Origin of the sequence: Caldimonas thermodepolymerans, from assembly GCF_015476235.1 — a bacterium.
GTDB classification, from domain to species: Bacteria; Pseudomonadota; Gammaproteobacteria; order Burkholderiales; family Burkholderiaceae_C; genus Caldimonas; species Caldimonas thermodepolymerans.
This window is the reverse complement of the sequence record NZ_CP064338.1, coordinates 1,112,350-1,129,764: the sequence shown is the minus strand read 5'-3', so window position 1 is coordinate 1,129,764 and position 17,415 is coordinate 1,112,350. Positions and strand designations below refer to the sequence as shown.

The window sequence follows — 17,415 nt, the reverse complement described above, 5'->3', positions numbered from 1 at the left end:
GCGAAAGGCCCCAGTGTGCCGCAAGCCGGCGCGCCGTGCACCGGCCCCTCAACGGGCGGATGATGCGGCGGCAACCCGCTCCTCCTCGCGCAGGCGCAGCAGGCGGCGCTGCACCTTGCCGGTGGTGGTCATCGGCAAGGCGTCGATGAACTCGATCTCCTTGGGGTACTGGTACGGCGCCAGCCGGCCACGCACGTGCTGCTGCAGCGCCTGCACCAGCGCCTCGTCGCCGGTGTGGCCGGGCGCCAGCACCACGTAGGCCTTGACCAGCGCGCCGCGCTCCGGGTCGGGCTTGGGGACCACGGCGGCATTGGCCACCGCCGGGTGCTTGACCAGGCAGTTCTCGATCTCGCTCGGCCCGATGCGGTAGCCGGCCACCTTGAACACGTCGTCGCTGCGGCCCTGGTACCAGAGGTAGCCGTCCTCGTCCATCACCGCGGTGTCGCCGGTGCGGCACCAGGAGTTGTCCGGGTCGCCGGTGAACTTGGCGCGCGTCGCACCGTCGTTGCGCCAGTAGCCGAGGAAGAACACCGGGTCGGGGTCGCCGTGGATGTCGCAGCGATGCACCGCGACCTCGCCGGGCGTGCCCGGCGGGCACTCGCGGCCCTCGTCGTCGATCACCGCCACGCGGTGCCCCGGATAGGGCCGCCCCATGCTGCCGGGCCGCGCCGGCCAGCAGGCGCTGCAGTTGCCGACCACGTAGTTCATCTCGGTCTGGCCGAACATCTCGTTGATCGTGATGCCCAGCTGCTGCTGGCCGTAGGCGAACACGGCGTCGCCGACCGCCTCGCCCGCGCTCATGATCGCGCGCAGCGCCAGGTCGAAGTGCCGGCGCGGCTCGGGCACGGCCTTCATCATGGCGCGCAGCGCGGTCGGGAACAGGAAGGTGTGCGTGACGCGGTAGCGTTGCATCAGCTCGAAGGCGCGCTCGGCGTTGAAGCGGCCGTGGAAGGCGACGATGCTGCGTCCGAAGTACAGCGTGGGCAACAGCGCATCCATCAGGCCGCCGGTCCAGGCCCAGTCGGCCGGCGACCAGAACACCTGGTCGTCGGCCGGCGTGGCCGAGGGCGACGACAGCTCCTGCGGCAGCGGGAAGCCGAACCAGTTCTGGCTGGCCACGAAGCCGGGCAGGTTGCCGATCAGCGCGCGGTGCGGGATCAGCGCGCCCTTGGGCGGGCCGGTGGTGCCGCTGGTGTAGATCAGCACGGCCGGGTCGTCGGCATGGGTGGCGCGCCCGACGTAGACCGAGGATTCGCGCGCCAGCGCCGCCTCCCAGTCCACCTCGCCGGGAGCTGCCGCGCGGTCGGCGACGACCAGGTGCTGCAGTGCCGGGCAGGTGCCCGCCACGCTGCGCAGCGGGCCGACCGAGACCGCGTCGGCGATCGCGACCTTGGCCTCGCTGTCCTGCAGGCGGTAGGCCAGCGCATCCGGGCCGAACAGCATCGACAGTGGCATCGCCACCGCCCCGAGCTGGTAGACCGCCATGTGCGCGATCGCCGTCTCGAAGCGCTGCGGCATCACGATCGCGACGCGGTCGCCGGGGCCGACGCCCAGGCGCTCGAGCAGGTGCGACAGCCGGTTGGCGCGCGCCTGCAGCTCGCCGTAGCGCAGCTGGGCGCGGTGGCCCTCCTCGTTCTCGTACAGGATGGCCACGCGCTGTGGCGCCTGGCGCGCCCAGCGTCCGCAGCACACCTCGGCGATGTTGAACACCGCCGGCACGTGCCAGCGGAACTCCTTGTACAGGGCTTCGTAGAGGCGGTGATCCCCGGTCATCGTCGTCTCCTCGGACGGGCAGTCGGATGCCCGGGAAACGATGCTACGGGCCGCCCCCGCGCAGCCGCAATTGGCGAACACCCGCGTCAGCGGCGCCCGGCCAGCTGCTCCAGGGCCTCCCCGGTGACCCGGCAGATGCGCCAGTCGGGCAGCACCGAGGCGCCCATGGCCTGGTAGAACCGGATCGCCGGCTCGTTCCAGTCCAGCACGCTCCACTCGAAGCGGCCGCAGCCGCGCTCGACCGCCAGCGCCGCCAGGTGCTGCAGCAGGGCCTTGCCGATGCCCTGGCCGCGGTGCTCGGGCAGCACGAACACGTCCTCCAGGTACAGCCCCGGCTTGCACAGGAAGGTCGAGAAGTTGGTGAAGTACAGCGCGAAGCCGGCCACCCGGCGCGCCTCGGGCGGGCCCACCTCGGCCAGCACCGCCTCGGCCGGCGGGCGCGGTCCGAACAGCTGCGTCTCGAGCTTCTCGGGCGTGATCTCGAGCAGGTGGGTGAGCTTCTCGTATTCGGCCAAGGCCGTGATCAGTTGCACCAGCACGGGCACGTCGGCCGGTGTCGCGGGTCGGATCTGCAGGGTCATGGGCGGCGATTATGGGCGCCCGGCGCGCCCGGCGCAGCGGGGTCGGCGCGGAACAGTGGAAAATCCGCTCCTTGGCTTGCCCGAAGGCAGTGATGACCCAAAACAAGCAGTTCGATCTCTACATGCGTGTGCTCCGGGGGGCGCGTCCCTACTGGGGCACCTTCGCGCTCGGCGTGGCGGCGATGGTCGTCTACGCCGCCACCGAGGCGGCCCTGCCCGCCCTGCTGAAGCTGCTGCTCGACGGCAGCTTCGTCGACAAGGACCCGCGCGTGATCCACCTGGCGCCGATCCTGATCGTGCTGCTGTTCATCGTGCGCGGCCTGTCGGACTACTTCCACGTCACTTCGCTGAACCGGGTCGCCACCGGCATCGTGCTGGACACGCGCCGGGCGGTGTTCGACAAGCTGCTGCACCTGCCGACCAGCTACTACGACCGCGAGCCCAGCGCCCGGGTGATGTCCAAGATCTCGCACAACGTGCAGCAGATCAGCCCCATCATCACCACGGCGCTGATCACCATCGTCAAGGACAGCCTGACGGTGCTGGGCCTGCTCGGCTACATGCTGTACCTCAACTGGGAGCTGTCGCTGCTGTTCTTCACGGTGCTGCCCGTCATCGGCTGGGTGATCCGCAAGGTCAGCCACCGCCTGCGCCGGCTCAGCGGCGCGCAGCAGACCTCGATGGGCACGATGAACCATGTGGTCAAGGAGGCCATCAGCGGGCACCGCGAGATCAAGATCTTCGGCGGCGAGGCCTACGAATCGCAGCGCTTCTACAAGGTCGCCAGCGAACTGCGGCGCTACGCGATGAAGGTGGTCGCGACCTCGGCAGCCAACGGCCCGGTCGTGCAGGCGATCGCGGTGGTCGCGCTGGCGGCGATCATCTACTACGCGGCGTTGGAGTCGCAGGCCAACGACCTGACGGTGGGCGGCTTCGTCTCGTTCTTCGGCGCGATGGCCCTGCTGCTGGCGCCGCTCAAGCGCCTGTCCAACGTCAACGAGCACCTGCAGCGCGGGCTGGTGGCAGCGGCCAGCGTCTACGAGGTGCTGGACATGCCGGGCGAGCCCGACCACGGCACGCGCACGCTCGACCACGTCGATGGCCGGCTGGAATTCCGCCACGTCAGCTTCCGCTACCCCGGCGCCGACCGCAACGCGCTCACCGACATCCAGCTGGAGATCCGCCCGGGCGAGACGGTCGCTCTGGTGGGTTCCTCCGGCAGCGGCAAGTCCACGCTGATGTCGCTGATCCCGCGCTTCTACCCGCTCGACGACGGGGCGATCCTGCTCGACGGCGTGGACACGCGCGAGCTCAAGCTGGCCAACCTGCGCTCGCACATCGCCCTGGTGACCCAGCACGTGGTGCTGTTCAACGACACCGTGGCCGCCAACATCGCGTACGGCGCGCAGCGCCGCGTGGAGCCCGAGGAGATCGCCCGCGCCGCCGAGGCGGCCCATGCGATGGAGTTCATCCGGAACCTGCCCGAAGGGATGGACACCCTGATCGGCGAGAACGGCGCGCGGCTGTCGGGCGGCCAGCGCCAGCGCATCTCGATCGCGCGCGCCCTGCTCAAGAACGCACCGATCCTGCTGCTCGACGAGGCCACCTCGGCACTGGACACCGAATCCGAGCGCGCGGTGCAGGAAGCGATCGACAACCTCAAGCGCGGCCGCACCACGCTGATCATCGCGCACCGGCTCTCCACCATCGTCAATGCCGACCGCATCGTGGTGCTCGATCAGGGCAGAATAGCGGAAAGCGGCACCCACCAGGAGCTGCTCGACCAGGACGGCATCTACGCCCGGCTGCACCGCCTGCAGTTCGCCAACGCGGAATAACCCCCCATGCGCCTTCCCGACTTCTCGCAGCTGCGCCTGCTCGTGGCCGGCGACGTGATGCTCGACCGCTACTGGTCGGGCAGCACCTCGCGCATCTCGCCCGAGGCGCCGGTGCCGGTGGTCAACGTGCGCACCGCCGACCACCGCGCCGGCGGGGCCGCCAACGTGGCGCTGGGGCTGGCCGCGCTGGGCGCGCGGGTGTCGCTGCTCGGCCCGGTCGGCGAGGACGAGCCGGCGCAGATCCTTGCCGAGCTGCTCGCCCGCCACGGCGTCGAGTGCGCCTTCGAGCGCCACGCCTCGCTGCGCACCGTCACCAAGCTGCGCGTGCTGAGCCACCACCAGCAGATGATCCGGCTGGACTTCGAGGACCCGCCCAGCCCCGCCGCCGCGCTGACGCCGGCGCAGCTCGCGCCGCGCCTGGCCGAGGCCGATGCGGTCGTGCTGTCGGACTACGGCAAGGGCGCGCTGGCCCAGGTCGCGGCGCTGATCGAGGCCGCGCGCCGCGCCGGCAAGCCGGTGGTGGTGGACCCGAAGCAGGCCGACCTGTCGGTCTACCGCGGCGCCAGCATCCTCACGCCCAACCGCGCCGAGTTCGAACGCGCCGTCGGCCCCTGCGCCAGCGACGAGGAACTGGTCGCCAAGGGGCTGGAGCTGGTGCAGCGCCTGGGCTGGGAGGCCCTGCTGGTCACGCGCAGCGAGAAGGGCATGACCCTGCTCGAGCGCGGCCGCGAACCGGTGCACATCCCGGCGCAGGCACAGGAGGTCTATGACGTGACCGGCGCGGGCGACACCGTGGTCGCCGTGCTCGCCGCGGCGCGCGCCGCCGGCGCGAGCTGGGAGGCTGCCGCGCGCCTGGCCAACGTCGCCGCCGGCATCGCGGTCGGCAAGCTGGGCACGGCGACGGTCTCGCGCGCCGAGCTGGCCCAGGCCGCCGAGCCGCACGGCCGGCGCGACGACCACGGCGTGGTCGACGAGGCCACGCTGCTGCAGCGCGTGCAGCAGGCGCGCGAACGCGGCGAGCGCATCGTGATGACCAACGGCTGCTTCGACCTGCTGCATGCCGGCCACGTGCGCTACCTCGCCGAAGCGCGTGCGCTCGGCCACCGCCTGGTCGTCGCGGTCAACGACGACGCGTCGGTGCGCCGGCTCAAAGGCCCCACGCGCCCGATCGTGCCGCTGGAAGACCGCATGACGGTGCTGGCCGCGCTGGCCGCCGTCGACTGGGTCGTGCCGTTCTCCGAAGACACCCCCGCCCGGCTGATCGAGGCGGTGCAGCCCGACGTGCTGGTCAAGGGCGGCGACTACCGCACCGACCAGATCGCCGGCCACGAGAGCGTGCTGGCCCGCGGCGGCGAGGTGCGGGTGCTGCGCTTCGTCGAGGGCAAGTCGACCACCTCGATCGTCGAGCGCATCCAGAAGGAACGCCCATGATGCAACCGCCCGTTTCCGGCCAGCCGCCGGTCTCGATCCTGATGTACCACCAGGTCGGGCGCTTCCCGCGCCCCAAGGCGCACCGTGCCGTCTATTGCGACGTGGGCCGCTTCGCCTGGCAGATGGGCTGGCTCAAGCGCGCCGGCTACCATGTCATCAGCCTCGAGGAGGCCTGGCAGGGCCTGTTCCACGGCAAGCCGCTGCCGCCGCGCGCGGTCGTGCTGACCTTCGACGACGGCTACGAGAACTTCGCCGAGCACGCCTGGCCGATCCTGCGCCGGCACGGCTTTCCCGCCACCGTGTTCCTGGTCACCGACCTGCTCGGCCAGCCGGCGCGCTGGCTGGGCGAAGGCATGGCCCAGCCGCCGCTGATGAACGCGGCGCGCATCCGCCAGCTGCGCGCCGAAGGGGTCTCGTTCGGCTCGCACACGCTGTCGCACCCGCGCCTGTCGCGACTCGAGACGGCGCAGATGCGGCGCGAGATCTTCGACAGCAAGGCCGCGCTGGAAGACGTGCTGGGCGAGGCCGTGCCCGACTTCTGCTACCCCTACGGCGACTATGACCTGCGTGCACGCGACCTGGTCGCCGAAGCCGGCTACCGCACCGGCCTGACCTGCATCCGCGGCGCGGCGAACACCGCCGACAACGCCTACGAGCTGCCGCGCAAGGCCATCTCCTACGGCGACAACCTGGTCGGCTTCCTGTGGAAGCTGCACATGAAGCACGAGCGCAAGGGCGGCCGGCCGGGCGCGACCAGCAACGTCTATTCGTGAGCCCTGAACAGCAACGCATGCGGCCGGACAGCCGCACCCCTGCCCCGACCGGCGACGCCCGCCCCCTGCGCATCGTGCAGGTGCTGCACAGCCACGGCTACGGCGGCGCCGAGCAGCACGCGCTCGCGCTGATGAAAGGCCTGCGCGAGCGCGGCCACGAGGTGCTGTATGCCGGCCCGTCGGACTCGTGGCTGGCCGGGCGCTGCGCCGAAGCCGGCATCGACCATGAGCACCTGGCCATGGTCGGCATGTACGACGTGGTGTCGTGGTTGCGCCTGCGGCGCCTCGTCGCGCGCTGGCGTGCCGACATCGTCCACGGCCACCTGCTGCGCGGCGCGCGCTATGCCGGCTGGGCCTGCGGCCGTGCCGCGGCGGTCGGCACCGCGCACGCGACCACCGCACGCAAGCACATGCAGGACTGCCGCGAGCTGATCGCGGTGGCCGAAGCGGTCCGCCGCACGCTGGTCGATGCCGGCTACGACGCACGCCGCATCACCGTGATCCACAACGGCGTGGCCGACCAGCCCGGGGGCGACCGCGCGGCGCTGCGGCGCGAGCTGGGCATCGGCGAGGACGAGTTCGCCGTCTTCAACGCCGGGCGCTTCATCCCGGACAAGGGCCAGCACCTGCTGGTCGAGGCGATCGGCCAGGTGCCCGGCGCGCGCCTGTACCTCGCGGGCGACCCCGCCACCGACTACGGCCGCGGCGTGCAGGAAGCGGCGCGCGGCCGCGCCGAGGTCACCTTCCTCGGCTACCGCGGCGACGTGCGGCGCCTGCTGCCCGCCTTCGATGCCTACGCGTCCAGCTCGTACCGCGAGGCCTTCCCGCTGTCCCTGGTGGAAGCCGCCTGCGCCGGGCTGCCCATCGTCGCGACCGACGTGGGCGGCGTGGCCGAGATCGTGCGCGACGGCCAGACCGGCGTGCTCGTCCCGCCCGGCAACGCACAGGCGCTCGCCGCCGCGCTGGCCCGCCTCGCCCGGGAGCCCGCCCGGGCGCACGCGCTGGGCCGGCAGGCGCGCCAGCTGTACGCCGGGCAGTTCACGCTCGAACACATGGTGACCTCGACCGAGGCGGTCTACCGCCGCGCCCTGCAGGGCGGAGGTGCGCGATGACCCGCACGCCCGCCTCCATCCTCGTGATCCGCCTGTCGGCCCTCGGCGACGTCGCGATGGCCTCCGGGCTGATCCCGGCGCTGCGCGCCGCCTACCCGGACGCGCGGCTGTCCTGGCTGACCGAGCCGGCCGCCGCGCCCCTGCTGCGCGCCAACCCGCGGCTCGACGAACTGCTGGTCTGGGACCGCCCCGCCTGGCGGCGCCTGTGGCAGGAACGGCGCCACGCCGAGCTGTGGCGCGCCTGGCGCGAGTTCCGCCAGCGCCTGCGTGCCGGCCGCTACGACCTGGTCATCGACGCCCAGGGCCTGCTCAAGAGCGGGCTGTGCGCCTGGTGGACCGGCGCGCCGCGGCGCATCGGCATCCACCCGCGCGAAGGCAGCCAGTGGCTGGTGACCGAGCGCTTCGAACCCCGCGCGGTCGAGCGCCCGGAAATTGGCTCGGAGTACCGCCAGGTCGCCCTGCACCTGGGCGCGCCGGCCGGTGCCTTCCACATGGACGTGGTGCCGTCGGACGCGGCCCGGCAGGCCGCGCAGGCCGCGCTGGCGCGCGCCGGCGTCACCGGTCCCTACGCGGCGCTGTGCCCGTTCACGACCCGCCCGCAGAAGCACTGGTTCCCGGACCGCTGGGCAGCACTCGCCGCACGGCTGAAGGCGCGCGGCCTGACGCCGGTGCTGCTGGGCGGCCCCTCGGACCGCGCCGCCGCGCAGGAGATCCTGGCCCATCCGGACACGCCCGCGGCCAGCCTGGTCGGCGAGCTGCGCCTGGACGAAAGCGCCGCAGCGATCCAGGGCGCGGCGCTGCTGGTCGGCGTCGACACCGGCCTGACCCACATCGGCTCCGCGATGCGCGTGCCCACCGTGGCGCTGTTCGGCTCGACGCGTCCGTACCTGCAGGTGCCGCAGGCCCCGACGCGGGTGATGTACGAGGCGCTGCCCTGCTCGCCCTGCCGGCGCCACCCGACCTGCGGTGGCCGCTTCGACTGCATGCGCAGTCACGAGGTGGACGCGGTCTTCGCCGAGGCGCTGCAGCTGATGGAGGACGCGCCATGAAGGTGCTGCACCTCGAATCCGGCATGCACCTCTACGGCGGCGCGCTGCAGGTGGCATTCCTGCTGCGCGGCCTGCAGCGGCCCGGCGACGAGCACGTGCTCGCCTGCCCGCAAGGCAGCGCGATCGCCGAGGCCGCGCGCCCGCATGCGGCGCGCGTGCACGAGCTGCCGATGGGCGGCGACGCCGACGTCGGCCTGGTCGGGCGGCTGCGCCGGCTGATCCGCGCCGAACGCCCCGACCTCGTGCACCTGCACAGCCGACGCGGCAGCGACGTCTGGGGCGGGGTGGCGGCCAGGCTCGAAGGCGTGCCGGTGGTGCTGAGCCGGCGCGTCGACAACCCCGAGCCGCGCGCCTGGGCGCGCTGGAAATACCGCCTCTACGACCGCGTGATCGCGATCTCGCACGGCATCCGCGAGGTGCTGCTGGCCTGCGGCGTGCCGGCCGACAAGGTGGTGTGCGTGCACAGCTCGGTCGACACCGAGCGCTACCGCCCCGGCTGCCACGACCGCGCCTGGTTCCAGCGCGAGTTCGCCATCCCCGATGGCGCACCGGTGCTGGCCATGGTCGCGCAGTTCATCCCGCGCAAGGGACACCGCACGCTGCTCGACGCGATGCCGGCCATCCTCGCCGCACACCCGCGCACCCGGGTGCTGCTGTTCGGCCAGGGCCCCGAGCAGCAGGCGGTGCGCGAGCTGATCGCCGCGCGGGGGCTGGGCGACAGCGTCTCGCTGGCCGGTTTCCGCAAGGACCTGGACAAGGTGTTGCCCTGCATCGACGTGGTGGTGCACCCGGCGCTGATGGAAGGCCTGGGCGTGGCGCTGCTGCAATCGGCCGCCTGCGGGGTGCCGATGGTGGCCGCGCGCGCCGGCGGCATCCCCGAGATCGTCGTCGACGGCCGCACCGGCATCCTGGTGCCGCCCGGCGACGCGGAGGCGCTGGCGCAGGGCGTCAACGCCCTGCTCGGCTCGGAAGCGCTGCGCCGCACCTATGGCCAGGCCGGCCGCGCCCTGGCCCTGGAAGAGTTCTCGATCGACGCGATGGTGCGCGGCAACCGCGCCGTCTACGAGCAGGTGCTCGCCACGCGCCGGCGCTGAAGCGTCCATGGGCACCGTCGCGGTCTACTTCGTCGCCTCGCCGCTGCAGTACCTGGCTGCGCGGCAGATCGCCGCGCGCTTCGAGGCCGGCGCGCGCCAGGTGCTGCTCTGGTACAAGCCGGGCGTCGGACCGGTGGTGCGCCCGGACCACTGGGACGCGAGCGCCTACCTGCCCTGGCCGCGCTGGGACCCGTTGCCCGGCCCGCTGGGCCGTCACCGGCGGCTGCGCGACAACATCCGCCTCGTCGCCGACCTGGTCGGCCCCTGCGACGAACTGCACCTGCACAGCGCGGTGTTCGACACCGAGGCGATCAACTACTTCCTGCGCGCCCTGCCGCGCGCCTGCGGTGCGCGCACCATGCATGCGCGCATCCTGCCCGACGGCATCATCAGCGTGCGCCGCTACCCGCTCTCGCCCGCCAAGCGCGTCGCGCAGCACCTGCGCCGGCTGCGCCGCCTGGCCGCCCCCGAGCTGGACTACTGGCCCTTCTCCGGCGACCGCATCGGCTCGGACGCGCCGTTCTGCGACCGCATCTACGTGCTGCCCGGCCTGCCGCACGAGTACCCGGCCGACAAGGTGGTCACGCTCGCGCCGCTGGCCACCGCCGCCGCGCCGGACGCCGGCGCCCCGCGGCTGCGCCGCGGCCTGGTGATCGGCCAGCCGCTCACCGGCACCGGCCTGCTCGACACCGCCGCGATGCAGGCCGTCAGCACCGAGATCGAGCGCTGGATGCAGGCGCAGGGAATCGAGCAGGTCTGCTACAAGGGCCACCCCAAGGACCCGCAGCGCGAGCTGTGGCGCCCCGGCTACGAGGTGCTGGAGCTGGACGAGCCGCTCGAGCTGTGGCTTGCGCACGAGCGCTTCGATGCCGTCGCCGGGGTGCGCTCCTCGGCCCTGCTGTTCGCCAAGCAGCTCTACGGCGAAGGCACGACCGTCGCCGCGTTCGGCTGGGACCGGGTGCGCTTCAAGTCCAACGGCGAGCGACGCGACATGGCCGCGGCGTTCCGGGCCGCCGGCGTGCTGGTCCACTGAACGGAACAGGCACAATCGCGGACCACCGACCTCCTCTGCCGATCCATGCAAGCATTTCCCACCGGTGCCTCCGGAGCCATCGGCCGGGCCGCCCGGCGACGCTGCAGCCACCCGCGTCCCGCGCCCGGGCGCGCCCCGGCGTCTTGCTGCGAGCACATGCCATGAAGTGGGCGGTTCTGGTCGGCAATGCCCCGGCGCGGCGGGACCTGTCTGACGACATCGACCGGGCGGACTTCGTCGCGCGCATCAACACCTGCGCCGCCTGGGGCGCCGAGTACGGCACGCGCACGGACCGGGTCTACCTGTGCAACACCGGCGGCGTCGCGCGGCGCTTCATCCGCTCCGAGGAGCTGCACCGCACGCTGGCCGCCTGCGGGGCGAAGGAAATCGTCTTCAGCTATCCGCCCGTGTCGCTGTGGCGCCAGCTGCACTGCCTGCTGCGCGGCAAGCGCGGCACCGGCGTGGACCGTTCGCGCGCCCTGGCCGCCGTGCTGGCCCGCCACGGCCTGACATGCCAGCCCATGCCGGCCCGTGTCTACGAGGAGGTACGGGCCTACGTGCGCGCGCGGCCGGGCTACCGTGAACTGGCCCGGGCCATGCCGCTGTGGGTGCCCAGCTCCGGGGGGATGGCCCTCGCGCACATGGTGCGCGACCCGCGCCTGGCCGAACACCGGATCGCCCTGGCAGGGTTCGGCTTCCAGGGCTGGAAAGGCCACCCCTGGTCCGCCGAGCGGGCCTACGCCGAACAGCTCGAACGGGAAGGCCGGCTGGTCTTCCTGGAGCGGTGACCCCGGCATCACGTCGTCTCATGAAGTCCTATTGCATCGTCAATGACACCACCCCGGACCTGCACGTCGGCAGCGACGCGGTGATGCGCACCATCCGCGAAGCCGCCCGGCGGCACGGCTACACCGAGGTGGCGAGTCACCCGGTCAGCACGGAGATCACCGGCCGGGACTACGAACGCCTGCTGGCGCGCGCCGACCTCGTCCTCATCAACGGTGAAGGCACGATGCACGGTGACAGCCGGGGGTGCAAGAACCTCGCGCACTTCGCGGCGGTCGCCAAGGAATGGGGCAAGCGCGTCGTGCTGCTCAACAGCTGCTACGACGCGAATTCGCAGGTGACGGCCAACCTGCTCGCCCGCTGCGACCTGCTGTGCTTCCGCGAGTCCCAGGCGCAACGGACCTTCGCGCGGCAGTGCCCGCAGGTGTCGACTCGGGTGGTCGGCGACCTCAGCCTGCAGTCGTTCCCCCGCATCGAACGCCCGGCCTCGGCCACGGACATCGTGATCACCGACTCGGTGCTGGAAGACGCCACCGCGGCACTCGTCGAGATCGGGCAACACTTCAACGCGCGCTACGCCTGCGTCAAGGAGTTCCGCTTCGGCTCGCGCAAGAACCTGCCGTTGCGCGCCGCTGCACGCGCCTTCGCGCGCAGCGTGGTCCGCCTGCAGCCCCGCCCCGGCCTGCTGCTCGACCTGGTGCGGCACCAGTCCCGTGCCACGTTCCACGACACCGTCCGCCGGGCCGGTGTCGTGATCACCGGACGCTTCCACGCCGTGATGTATTGCCTGCACAACCGCGTGCCCTTCCTCTACCGCGCGTCCAACACCGGCAAGATCGACTACGTGCTGGCCGATGCGGGCCTGGACATCGCCAGGCGCAAGGTCACCGGGCTGCCCGACGTGCTGCGGCTCGGCCTGCGCGCCCAGGACGTCGTCCAGGCCGCCGCCTACAGCCCCGAAGAGTCGGAGCGGCTCGACGACTACCTCCGGCAACAGCAGGACGCCGTCGCCGCGCTGTGGCGCGACGTGTTTGCCTGAGTCGCCGGACACGGAGCGGGTGGACCGATCCGTTCGAAAAAGATGAGAAACCCGTTTGCCCTGCACAAGAAAAACAGGCTGCTTTCGCACATCGGCTCGGTGCGGATGTTCCACCGCAACCTGACGTGCAACGACCCGCTGCTGGATCCCGCCGGGCCGGTGGTCTCGCTGACCACCTTCGGCCCGCGCATCCCCATCGTCTACAAGGCCATCGAATCGATCGGCCGCGGCCGCCTGCGGCCCTCGCGCCTGATCCTGTGGATCGACGAAGCCGAGCGGGACCTCGGCCTGCCGGTGAGCCTGCAGCGGCTCGCCAGGCGCGGGCTGGAGATCCGCTATTGCAGGAACTACGGGCCGCACAAGAAGTACTACCCTTACGTGCAGGGGCACGGCGGCTTCGACCGTCCGCTGGTCACCGCCGACGACGACGTCATCTACGCGAAGTACTGGCTGGCCGAGCTGATGCGGGCCTACGCGGCGCATCCGGACGTGATCAACTGCCTGCGCGCCAAGCGGATCCGCCTCACCGACACCGGCTTCGCGCCGTACGACGACTGGCCCGAATGCAGCAGCAGCCAGCCCAGCCACCTGCACTTCGCCACCGGCGTCTCCGGCGTGGTCCATCCCCCGGCGTTCCAGCAGGTGCTCAAGGAGGCGGGCGACGCCTTCGTCGACCTGTGCCCCTCGGCCGACGACATCTGGCTGCACGCGCAGGCGCTGCGCCACGGCTACCGCGTGCGCCAGGTCCGCGAACAGGCGGTGCATTTCGTGGAGATCCGCGGCACCCAGAAAAGTGCGCTGAACCGCCACAACGTCCAGGGCGGCGGCAACGACCGCCAGCTCGCAGCCACCTACCGCCCCGAAGACCTGCAGCGCCTGCGGCAGGAATCGTTGCAAGCCTCCCGCTAGACTGCACCCGTGTCCACGCTTCCCATCGTCTGCCTCGCACTGGGTGACTTCTACGGTCTGGGCGACCAGTACGTCAGCCGCATGTACGAGATGCTCGGCCGGCACTGCGACCGCCCGTTCCAGCTCTATTGCTACACCGACCGCGCGCGTCGGCTGCCGGCGGCCGTGGAGACCCGGGACTGCGCCGGCTGGAGCGAGCTGGACCGGCCCGGCATGCGGACCACCACCCGCAAGCTCGGGCTGTTCAACCCGGCCTACCTGCCCTTCGAGGAGTTCCTCTACCTCGACCTCACGCTGGTGATCCGGAGCGCCATGCGGCCGCTGCTCGAGTTCGCCACGGGCAGCGACAAGGATCTGGTCATCGTCGACGACTGGCACCACGAGGGCTACAACTCCAGCGTGATGCGCATCCGGCCGCAGCCGCTGCGCTTCGTCTACGACGCCTTCGTCGCCGGAGAACGGTACCCGCAGAAGGTCCTGGGCGACCAGGAGTTCCTGCACGCCGTGATCGCCCGGCGGGGCGCACAGGCGCGCGTCGATCTGTTCCCGGCGGGACAGGTGATCAGCTACAAGCAGGCGGTGCGCACCGGCCGGCGCGATCCCGGGCTGGCGCGCCGGATGGTCGACGAGGCAGTGATCGTGAAGTTCCACGGCGAGCCGCGCATGCACGAGGCATTCGACCCCTTCCACCACTTCTGGCGCATACGCCTGCGCGACTGGGCCCACGGACGCTGGCGTTCGCCGGTACCCACCCGGGAACTCAAGCGCGAATGGCTGGGCGGCCCCGGCCGCCAGGCCTGACGCGGCGATCCGGCCGAGGGACAGGAAGCGGTGTTCCCTCGCGGGGGGAAAGAAGATGGACTCCTCCCTGGCAAGGGCCCAGCCGGCTCAGTCTCTCGCCGTTCTTCCGGACTGCTCCTGATGCACACACGGCCGCGTCACGACCACGCGCCGGGCCGCCCTCCTCGGGTCGGCAGCGGGGTACTGGAACCTGCGGGAACGGGCAGCTACGCCATCTCCACGGCACGTTCCGGCTCGGTGGTGGTCGCCCACGGCCACCCGGGGCCGGTGTAGCGGCGGAACGCAGCCCGCGCGACGGTCTCCGACAGTACCCCGTCCTCGACCAGCGGCCAGTACGCGGCGTCGCGCTCGCGCACCATCCGGGGCCAGTCGGGCTTGAACGTCACCGGGATGGAACGGTGCCCCAGGTGCGCCAGCACCGCGGTGCGATGCTTGCCCCCGCGCACGAAGAACCGGTATTCGCCCGCATCGTCCAGCATGAAGAAGCCGACGATGTGGCCGTAGACCTCCGGCAGGTACCCCATCCGGAGCACGCGCTGCTTCAGCGAGGCCAGCCGCTGGTATTCCACCTCCACCTTCCGGGGGCTCGCCGGCCCGTAGTAGGACACCCCGTGCTCGGCACCCAGGCCGGCCTCACCGGGGGGTGGCACCCGCCGGAGGCGGTGCAGCCACGGCAGCTCCCAACAGGGCACCTGCTCGTCCGCCGCCACCGTGGGCGACACGCCGTAGAACTCGCAGAACGAGCGCGGCTGCCGTTGGGCGTAATACGCCTGCAGCGCACTGGCCCCTTCGTCCAGGGCCCTGAGGAACGGATGCGAGGCGGTGTCCGCGTAGCGCAGCGCCCCCTGCATCACGAGGCGTTCGACCGGCACATGCAGGACCACCTTCTCGCCGTGGCGGCTCCACATGGCCCATCTCTCGACGTCCTCGCGCGAGGTGATCGGAGCATCGATGCTGTGTTCGCGGACCCTGGGGCTTCGCCACCGGCGCAACAACTTCTTCAATCCCGGCATGTCTGGTTCTGGTCGAAGCGGCGGCGCATTATAGGGAGCAGGCCGCCGGCACGATGCGCCGTTTTCGGTCAACATGTCACGACCATGACGCCATTCGAGCCCTACGTTCCCCTGTGCCCGTCCACCAGCCAGACCGTGCCGGTGCGCGGCCTGCGCTACCACGTCCGCCGCTGGGGCGACCCGGCCCTGGCCTGTGCCGAACGTCCGCCGCTGGTGATGCTGCACGGCTGGATGGACGTGGGCGCCTCGTTCCAGTTCGTCGTCGACGCGCTGGCCGCGCCGCGGCACGTGGTCGCGCCGGACTGGCGCGGCTTCGGGCTGACCGAGGCGCCCGGCACGGACACCTACTGGTTCGCCGACTACCTGGCCGACCTGGACGCGCTGCTGGACCAGCTCGCCCCCGGCCAGCCGGTCGACCTGCTCGGGCACAGCATGGGCGGCAACGTCGCGATGCTGTATGCCGGCATCCGGCCGGAGCGCATCCGGCGGCTGGTCAACCTGGAGGGCTTCGGCATGCCCGGCAACACGCCGGACGAGGCGCCGTCGCGCTACCGGCGCTGGCTGGACGAGCTGAAGGTCCCGCAGCGGCTGCGCAGCTACGACTCGCCGCAGGCGGTGGCCGAGCGCCTGTGCCGCAACAACCCCCTGCTGCGCCCCGACCGCGCCGCCTGGCTCGCGCAGCACTGGGCGCGGCGCGACGAGGCCAGCGGCCAATGGGTCATCTTGGGCGACCCGGCGCACAAGCGGGTCAACCCGGTGCTCTACCGCAAGGAGGAGGTGCTGGCCTGCTGGCAGCGCATCGGCGCGCCGGTGCTGTGGGTCGAGGGCGACCGCACCGACGTCGCCCGGTGGTGGGGCGACCGCTACCCGCGCACCGAGTTCGAGGCGCGCCTGGCGGTGGTGCCGCGCGTCGAGCGGCACGTGCTGAGCCCGGCCGGGCACATGCTGCACCACGACCAGCCGGAGGCGCTGGCGCGGCGCATCGAGGCCTTCCTCGACGCCCCCGGGGACTGACCGATGCCCATGCGGCGGGCGCATGAGAAAATCGAAGGTTTCGACAAGGACAGCACACCATGGACGCAGAACGCATCAATGCCCTCGGGGCCCAGCTCGAAGACCTGACCCGCCGGACCGCCGAACTACGGAGGTATCTTTGACTGGGAGAACAAGTCCCATCGCCTGAGCGAGGTCAACGCCGCGCTCGAGGATCCGGCGGTCTGGAACGACCCCAAGCACGCCCAGGATCTGGGCCGCGAGAAGAAGTCGCTCGAGGCGGTGGTGCTGACCATCAGCCGCCTCGAATCCGAGCTCAAGGACAACACCGAGCTCTATGAGATGTCGCGCGAGGAAGGCGACGAGGCCAGCCTCGAGGCGATCGAGGCCGAGGTCCAGCAGCTGACCGCGGAAGTGGAACAGCTCGAGTTCCGCCGCATGTTCAGCAACCCGGCCGACCCGAACAACTGCTTCATCGACATCCAGGCCGGCGCCGGCGGCACCGAGGCCTGCGACTGGGCCGCCATGCTGCTGCGCCAGTACCTGCGCTACTGCGAGCGCAAGGGCTTCAAGGCCGAGGTGATGGAGGAGTCCGAAGGCGACGTCGCCGGCATCAAGAGCGCCACGATCAAGGTCGAGGGCGAGTACGCCTACGGCTACCTGCGCAGCGAGACCGGCGTGCACCGGCTGGTGCGCAAGAGCCCGTTCGACTCCTCGGGCGGGCGCCACACCTCGTTCGCCAGCGTGTTCGTCTACCCCGAGGTGGACGACTCGATCGAGATCGAGATCAACCCGGCCGACGTGCGCACCGACACCTTCCGTGCCTCCGGCGCGGGCGGCCAGCACATCAACAAGACCGACTCGGCGGTGCGGCTGACCCACATCCCGACCGGCATCGTCGTGCAGTGCCAGAACGACCGCTCGCAGCACCGCAACCGCGAGGAAGCCTGGCAGATGCTGCGCTCGCGCCTGTACGAGCACGAGCTGCGCAAGCGCATGGCCGAGCAGCAGAAGCTGGAGGACTCCAAGACCGACGTCGGCTGGGGCCACCAGATCCGCAGCTACGTGCTGGACCAGAGCCGCATCAAGGACCTGCGCACCAACGTCGAGATCTCGAACACGCAGAAGGTGCTCGACGGCGACCTCGACGCGTTCATCGAGGCCGCGCTGAAGCAGGGCATCTAAGAACC

The 17,415-nt window shown here is 71.5% G+C and carries 16 protein-coding genes; 13 read left to right on the top strand and 3 right to left on the bottom strand.

The features are described from left to right. Positions 1–48 precede the first annotated feature (48 nt). Positions 49–1,773: an acetate--CoA ligase gene (locus IS481_RS05420; RefSeq protein ID WP_104357517.1), complete on the bottom strand. Its 1,725-nt coding sequence runs from the start codon at positions 1,771–1,773 to the stop codon at positions 49–51. Between the two features lie 86 nt (positions 1,774–1,859). Then, positions 1,860–2,354 (bottom strand): GNAT family N-acetyltransferase, encoded by a 495-nt coding sequence (locus IS481_RS05415; protein WP_104357516.1) that lies wholly within the window; start codon positions 2,352–2,354, stop codon positions 1,860–1,862. Positions 2,355–2,446: 92 nt separating this feature from the next. On the opposite strand from IS481_RS05415, the gene msbA reads away from it, so the two are divergent. The 11 genes from msbA (at position 2,447) to IS481_RS05360 (ending at position 14,219) form a co-directional block, all read left to right on the top strand. Continuing rightward, positions 2,447–4,192: a lipid A export permease/ATP-binding protein MsbA gene (gene msbA, locus IS481_RS05410; protein WP_104357515.1), complete on the top strand. Its 1,746-nt coding sequence runs from the start codon at positions 2,447–2,449 to the stop codon at positions 4,190–4,192. 6 nt (positions 4,193–4,198) lie between these two features. Beyond that, entirely contained in the window at positions 4,199–5,623 is a 1,425-nt protein-coding gene (gene hldE, locus IS481_RS05405; RefSeq protein WP_104357514.1) for a bifunctional D-glycero-beta-D-manno-heptose-7-phosphate kinase/D-glycero-beta-D-manno-heptose 1-phosphate adenylyltransferase HldE, read from the top strand. Next, entirely contained in the window at positions 5,620–6,396 is a 777-nt protein-coding gene (locus IS481_RS05400) for a polysaccharide deacetylase family protein (RefSeq protein WP_232529466.1), read from the top strand. Before hldE ends, IS481_RS05400 begins: the two co-directional genes overlap by 4 nt. Continuing rightward, positions 6,393–7,508 carry a glycosyltransferase gene (locus IS481_RS05395; RefSeq protein ID WP_132765543.1) on the top strand — a complete coding sequence of 372 codons (1,116 nt, stop codon included), beginning with the start codon at positions 6,393–6,395 and terminating at the stop codon, positions 7,506–7,508. The genes IS481_RS05400 and IS481_RS05395 overlap by 4 nt, the downstream gene beginning before the upstream one ends. Continuing rightward, complete coding sequence (locus tag IS481_RS05390) at positions 7,505–8,557, top strand: glycosyltransferase family 9 protein (protein WP_104357512.1); 1,053 nt, start codon at positions 7,505–7,507, stop codon at positions 8,555–8,557. The genes IS481_RS05395 and IS481_RS05390 overlap by 4 nt, the downstream gene beginning before the upstream one ends. After that, positions 8,554–9,651: a glycosyltransferase gene (locus IS481_RS05385; protein WP_104357511.1), complete on the top strand. Its 1,098-nt coding sequence runs from the start codon at positions 8,554–8,556 to the stop codon at positions 9,649–9,651. Before IS481_RS05390 ends, IS481_RS05385 begins: the two co-directional genes overlap by 4 nt. 7 nt (positions 9,652–9,658) lie before the next feature. Further along, on the top strand, positions 9,659–10,684 hold the full coding sequence (locus IS481_RS05380; RefSeq protein ID WP_104357510.1) for a polysialyltransferase family glycosyltransferase: 1,026 nt from the start codon (positions 9,659–9,661) through the stop codon (positions 10,682–10,684). 161 nt (positions 10,685–10,845) lie between these two features. Then, complete coding sequence (locus IS481_RS05375) at positions 10,846–11,472, top strand: hypothetical protein (RefSeq protein WP_104357509.1); 627 nt, start codon at positions 10,846–10,848, stop codon at positions 11,470–11,472. A 20-nt stretch (positions 11,473–11,492) separates the two neighbouring features. Then, positions 11,493–12,509: a polysaccharide pyruvyl transferase family protein gene (locus IS481_RS05370; RefSeq protein ID WP_104357508.1), complete on the top strand. Its 1,017-nt coding sequence runs from the start codon at positions 11,493–11,495 to the stop codon at positions 12,507–12,509. A 105-nt stretch (positions 12,510–12,614) separates the two neighbouring features. Further along, positions 12,615–13,418, top strand: a complete 804-nt coding sequence (locus IS481_RS05365; protein WP_104357507.1) for a hypothetical protein — start codon at positions 12,615–12,617, stop codon at positions 13,416–13,418. 9 nt (positions 13,419–13,427) lie between these two features. Then, positions 13,428–14,219 (top strand): hypothetical protein, encoded by a 792-nt coding sequence (locus tag IS481_RS05360; protein ID WP_104357506.1) that lies wholly within the window; start codon positions 13,428–13,430, stop codon positions 14,217–14,219. Between the two features lie 206 nt (positions 14,220–14,425). Here the strand turns inward: IS481_RS05360 and IS481_RS05355 are convergent, their stop codons facing one another. After that, the gene (locus IS481_RS05355; protein ID WP_104357505.1) at positions 14,426–15,127 is read right to left on the bottom strand and encodes a hypothetical protein; all 702 of its coding nucleotides are present in this window, start codon (positions 15,125–15,127) and stop codon (positions 14,426–14,428) included. 189 nt (positions 15,128–15,316) lie between these two features. Here IS481_RS05355 and IS481_RS05350 point away from each other — a divergent pair, with 189 nt between their 5' ends. Further along, complete coding sequence (locus tag IS481_RS05350; RefSeq protein WP_104357504.1) at positions 15,317–16,246, top strand: alpha/beta fold hydrolase; 930 nt, start codon at positions 15,317–15,319, stop codon at positions 16,244–16,246. A 59-nt stretch (positions 16,247–16,305) separates the two neighbouring features. Next, positions 16,306–17,410 (top strand): peptide chain release factor 2 gene (gene prfB, locus IS481_RS05345; protein ID WP_104357503.1). Its coding sequence is split into 2 segments (ribosomal slippage): positions 16,306–16,386 and positions 16,388–17,410, totalling 1,104 coding nucleotides; the frame shifts between segments, so codons are not numbered across the junction. Positions 17,411–17,415 lie beyond the last annotated feature (5 nt).

Coding starts and splice junctions, on each gene's coding strand:
- IS481_RS05385 (WP_104357511.1), top strand. CDS start 8,554: ATGAAGGTGCTGCACCTCGAATCCGGCATGCACCTCTACGGCGGCGCG.
- IS481_RS05390 (WP_104357512.1), top strand. CDS start 7,505: ATGACCCGCACGCCCGCCTCCATCCTCGTGATCCGCCTGTCGGCCCTC.
- IS481_RS05400 (WP_232529466.1), top strand. CDS start 5,620: ATGATGCAACCGCCCGTTTCCGGCCAGCCGCCGGTCTCGATCCTGATG.
- IS481_RS05365 (WP_104357507.1), top strand. CDS start 12,615: ATGTTCCACCGCAACCTGACGTGCAACGACCCGCTGCTGGATCCCGCC.
- IS481_RS05370 (WP_104357508.1), top strand. CDS start 11,493: ATGAAGTCCTATTGCATCGTCAATGACACCACCCCGGACCTGCACGTC.
- IS481_RS05355 (WP_104357505.1), bottom strand. CDS start 15,127: ATGTGGAGCCGCCACGGCGAGAAGGTGGTCCTGCATGTGCCGGTCGAA.
- IS481_RS05415 (WP_104357516.1), bottom strand. CDS start 2,354: ATGACCCTGCAGATCCGACCCGCGACACCGGCCGACGTGCCCGTGCTG.
- IS481_RS05380 (WP_104357510.1), top strand. CDS start 9,659: ATGGGCACCGTCGCGGTCTACTTCGTCGCCTCGCCGCTGCAGTACCTG.
- IS481_RS05420 (WP_104357517.1), bottom strand. CDS start 1,773: ATGACCGGGGATCACCGCCTCTACGAAGCCCTGTACAAGGAGTTCCGC.
- msbA (WP_104357515.1), top strand. CDS start 2,447: ATGACCCAAAACAAGCAGTTCGATCTCTACATGCGTGTGCTCCGGGGG.
- IS481_RS05350 (WP_104357504.1), top strand. CDS start 15,317: ATGACGCCATTCGAGCCCTACGTTCCCCTGTGCCCGTCCACCAGCCAG.
- hldE (WP_104357514.1), top strand. CDS start 4,199: ATGCGCCTTCCCGACTTCTCGCAGCTGCGCCTGCTCGTGGCCGGCGAC.
- IS481_RS05375 (WP_104357509.1), top strand. CDS start 10,846: ATGAAGTGGGCGGTTCTGGTCGGCAATGCCCCGGCGCGGCGGGACCTG.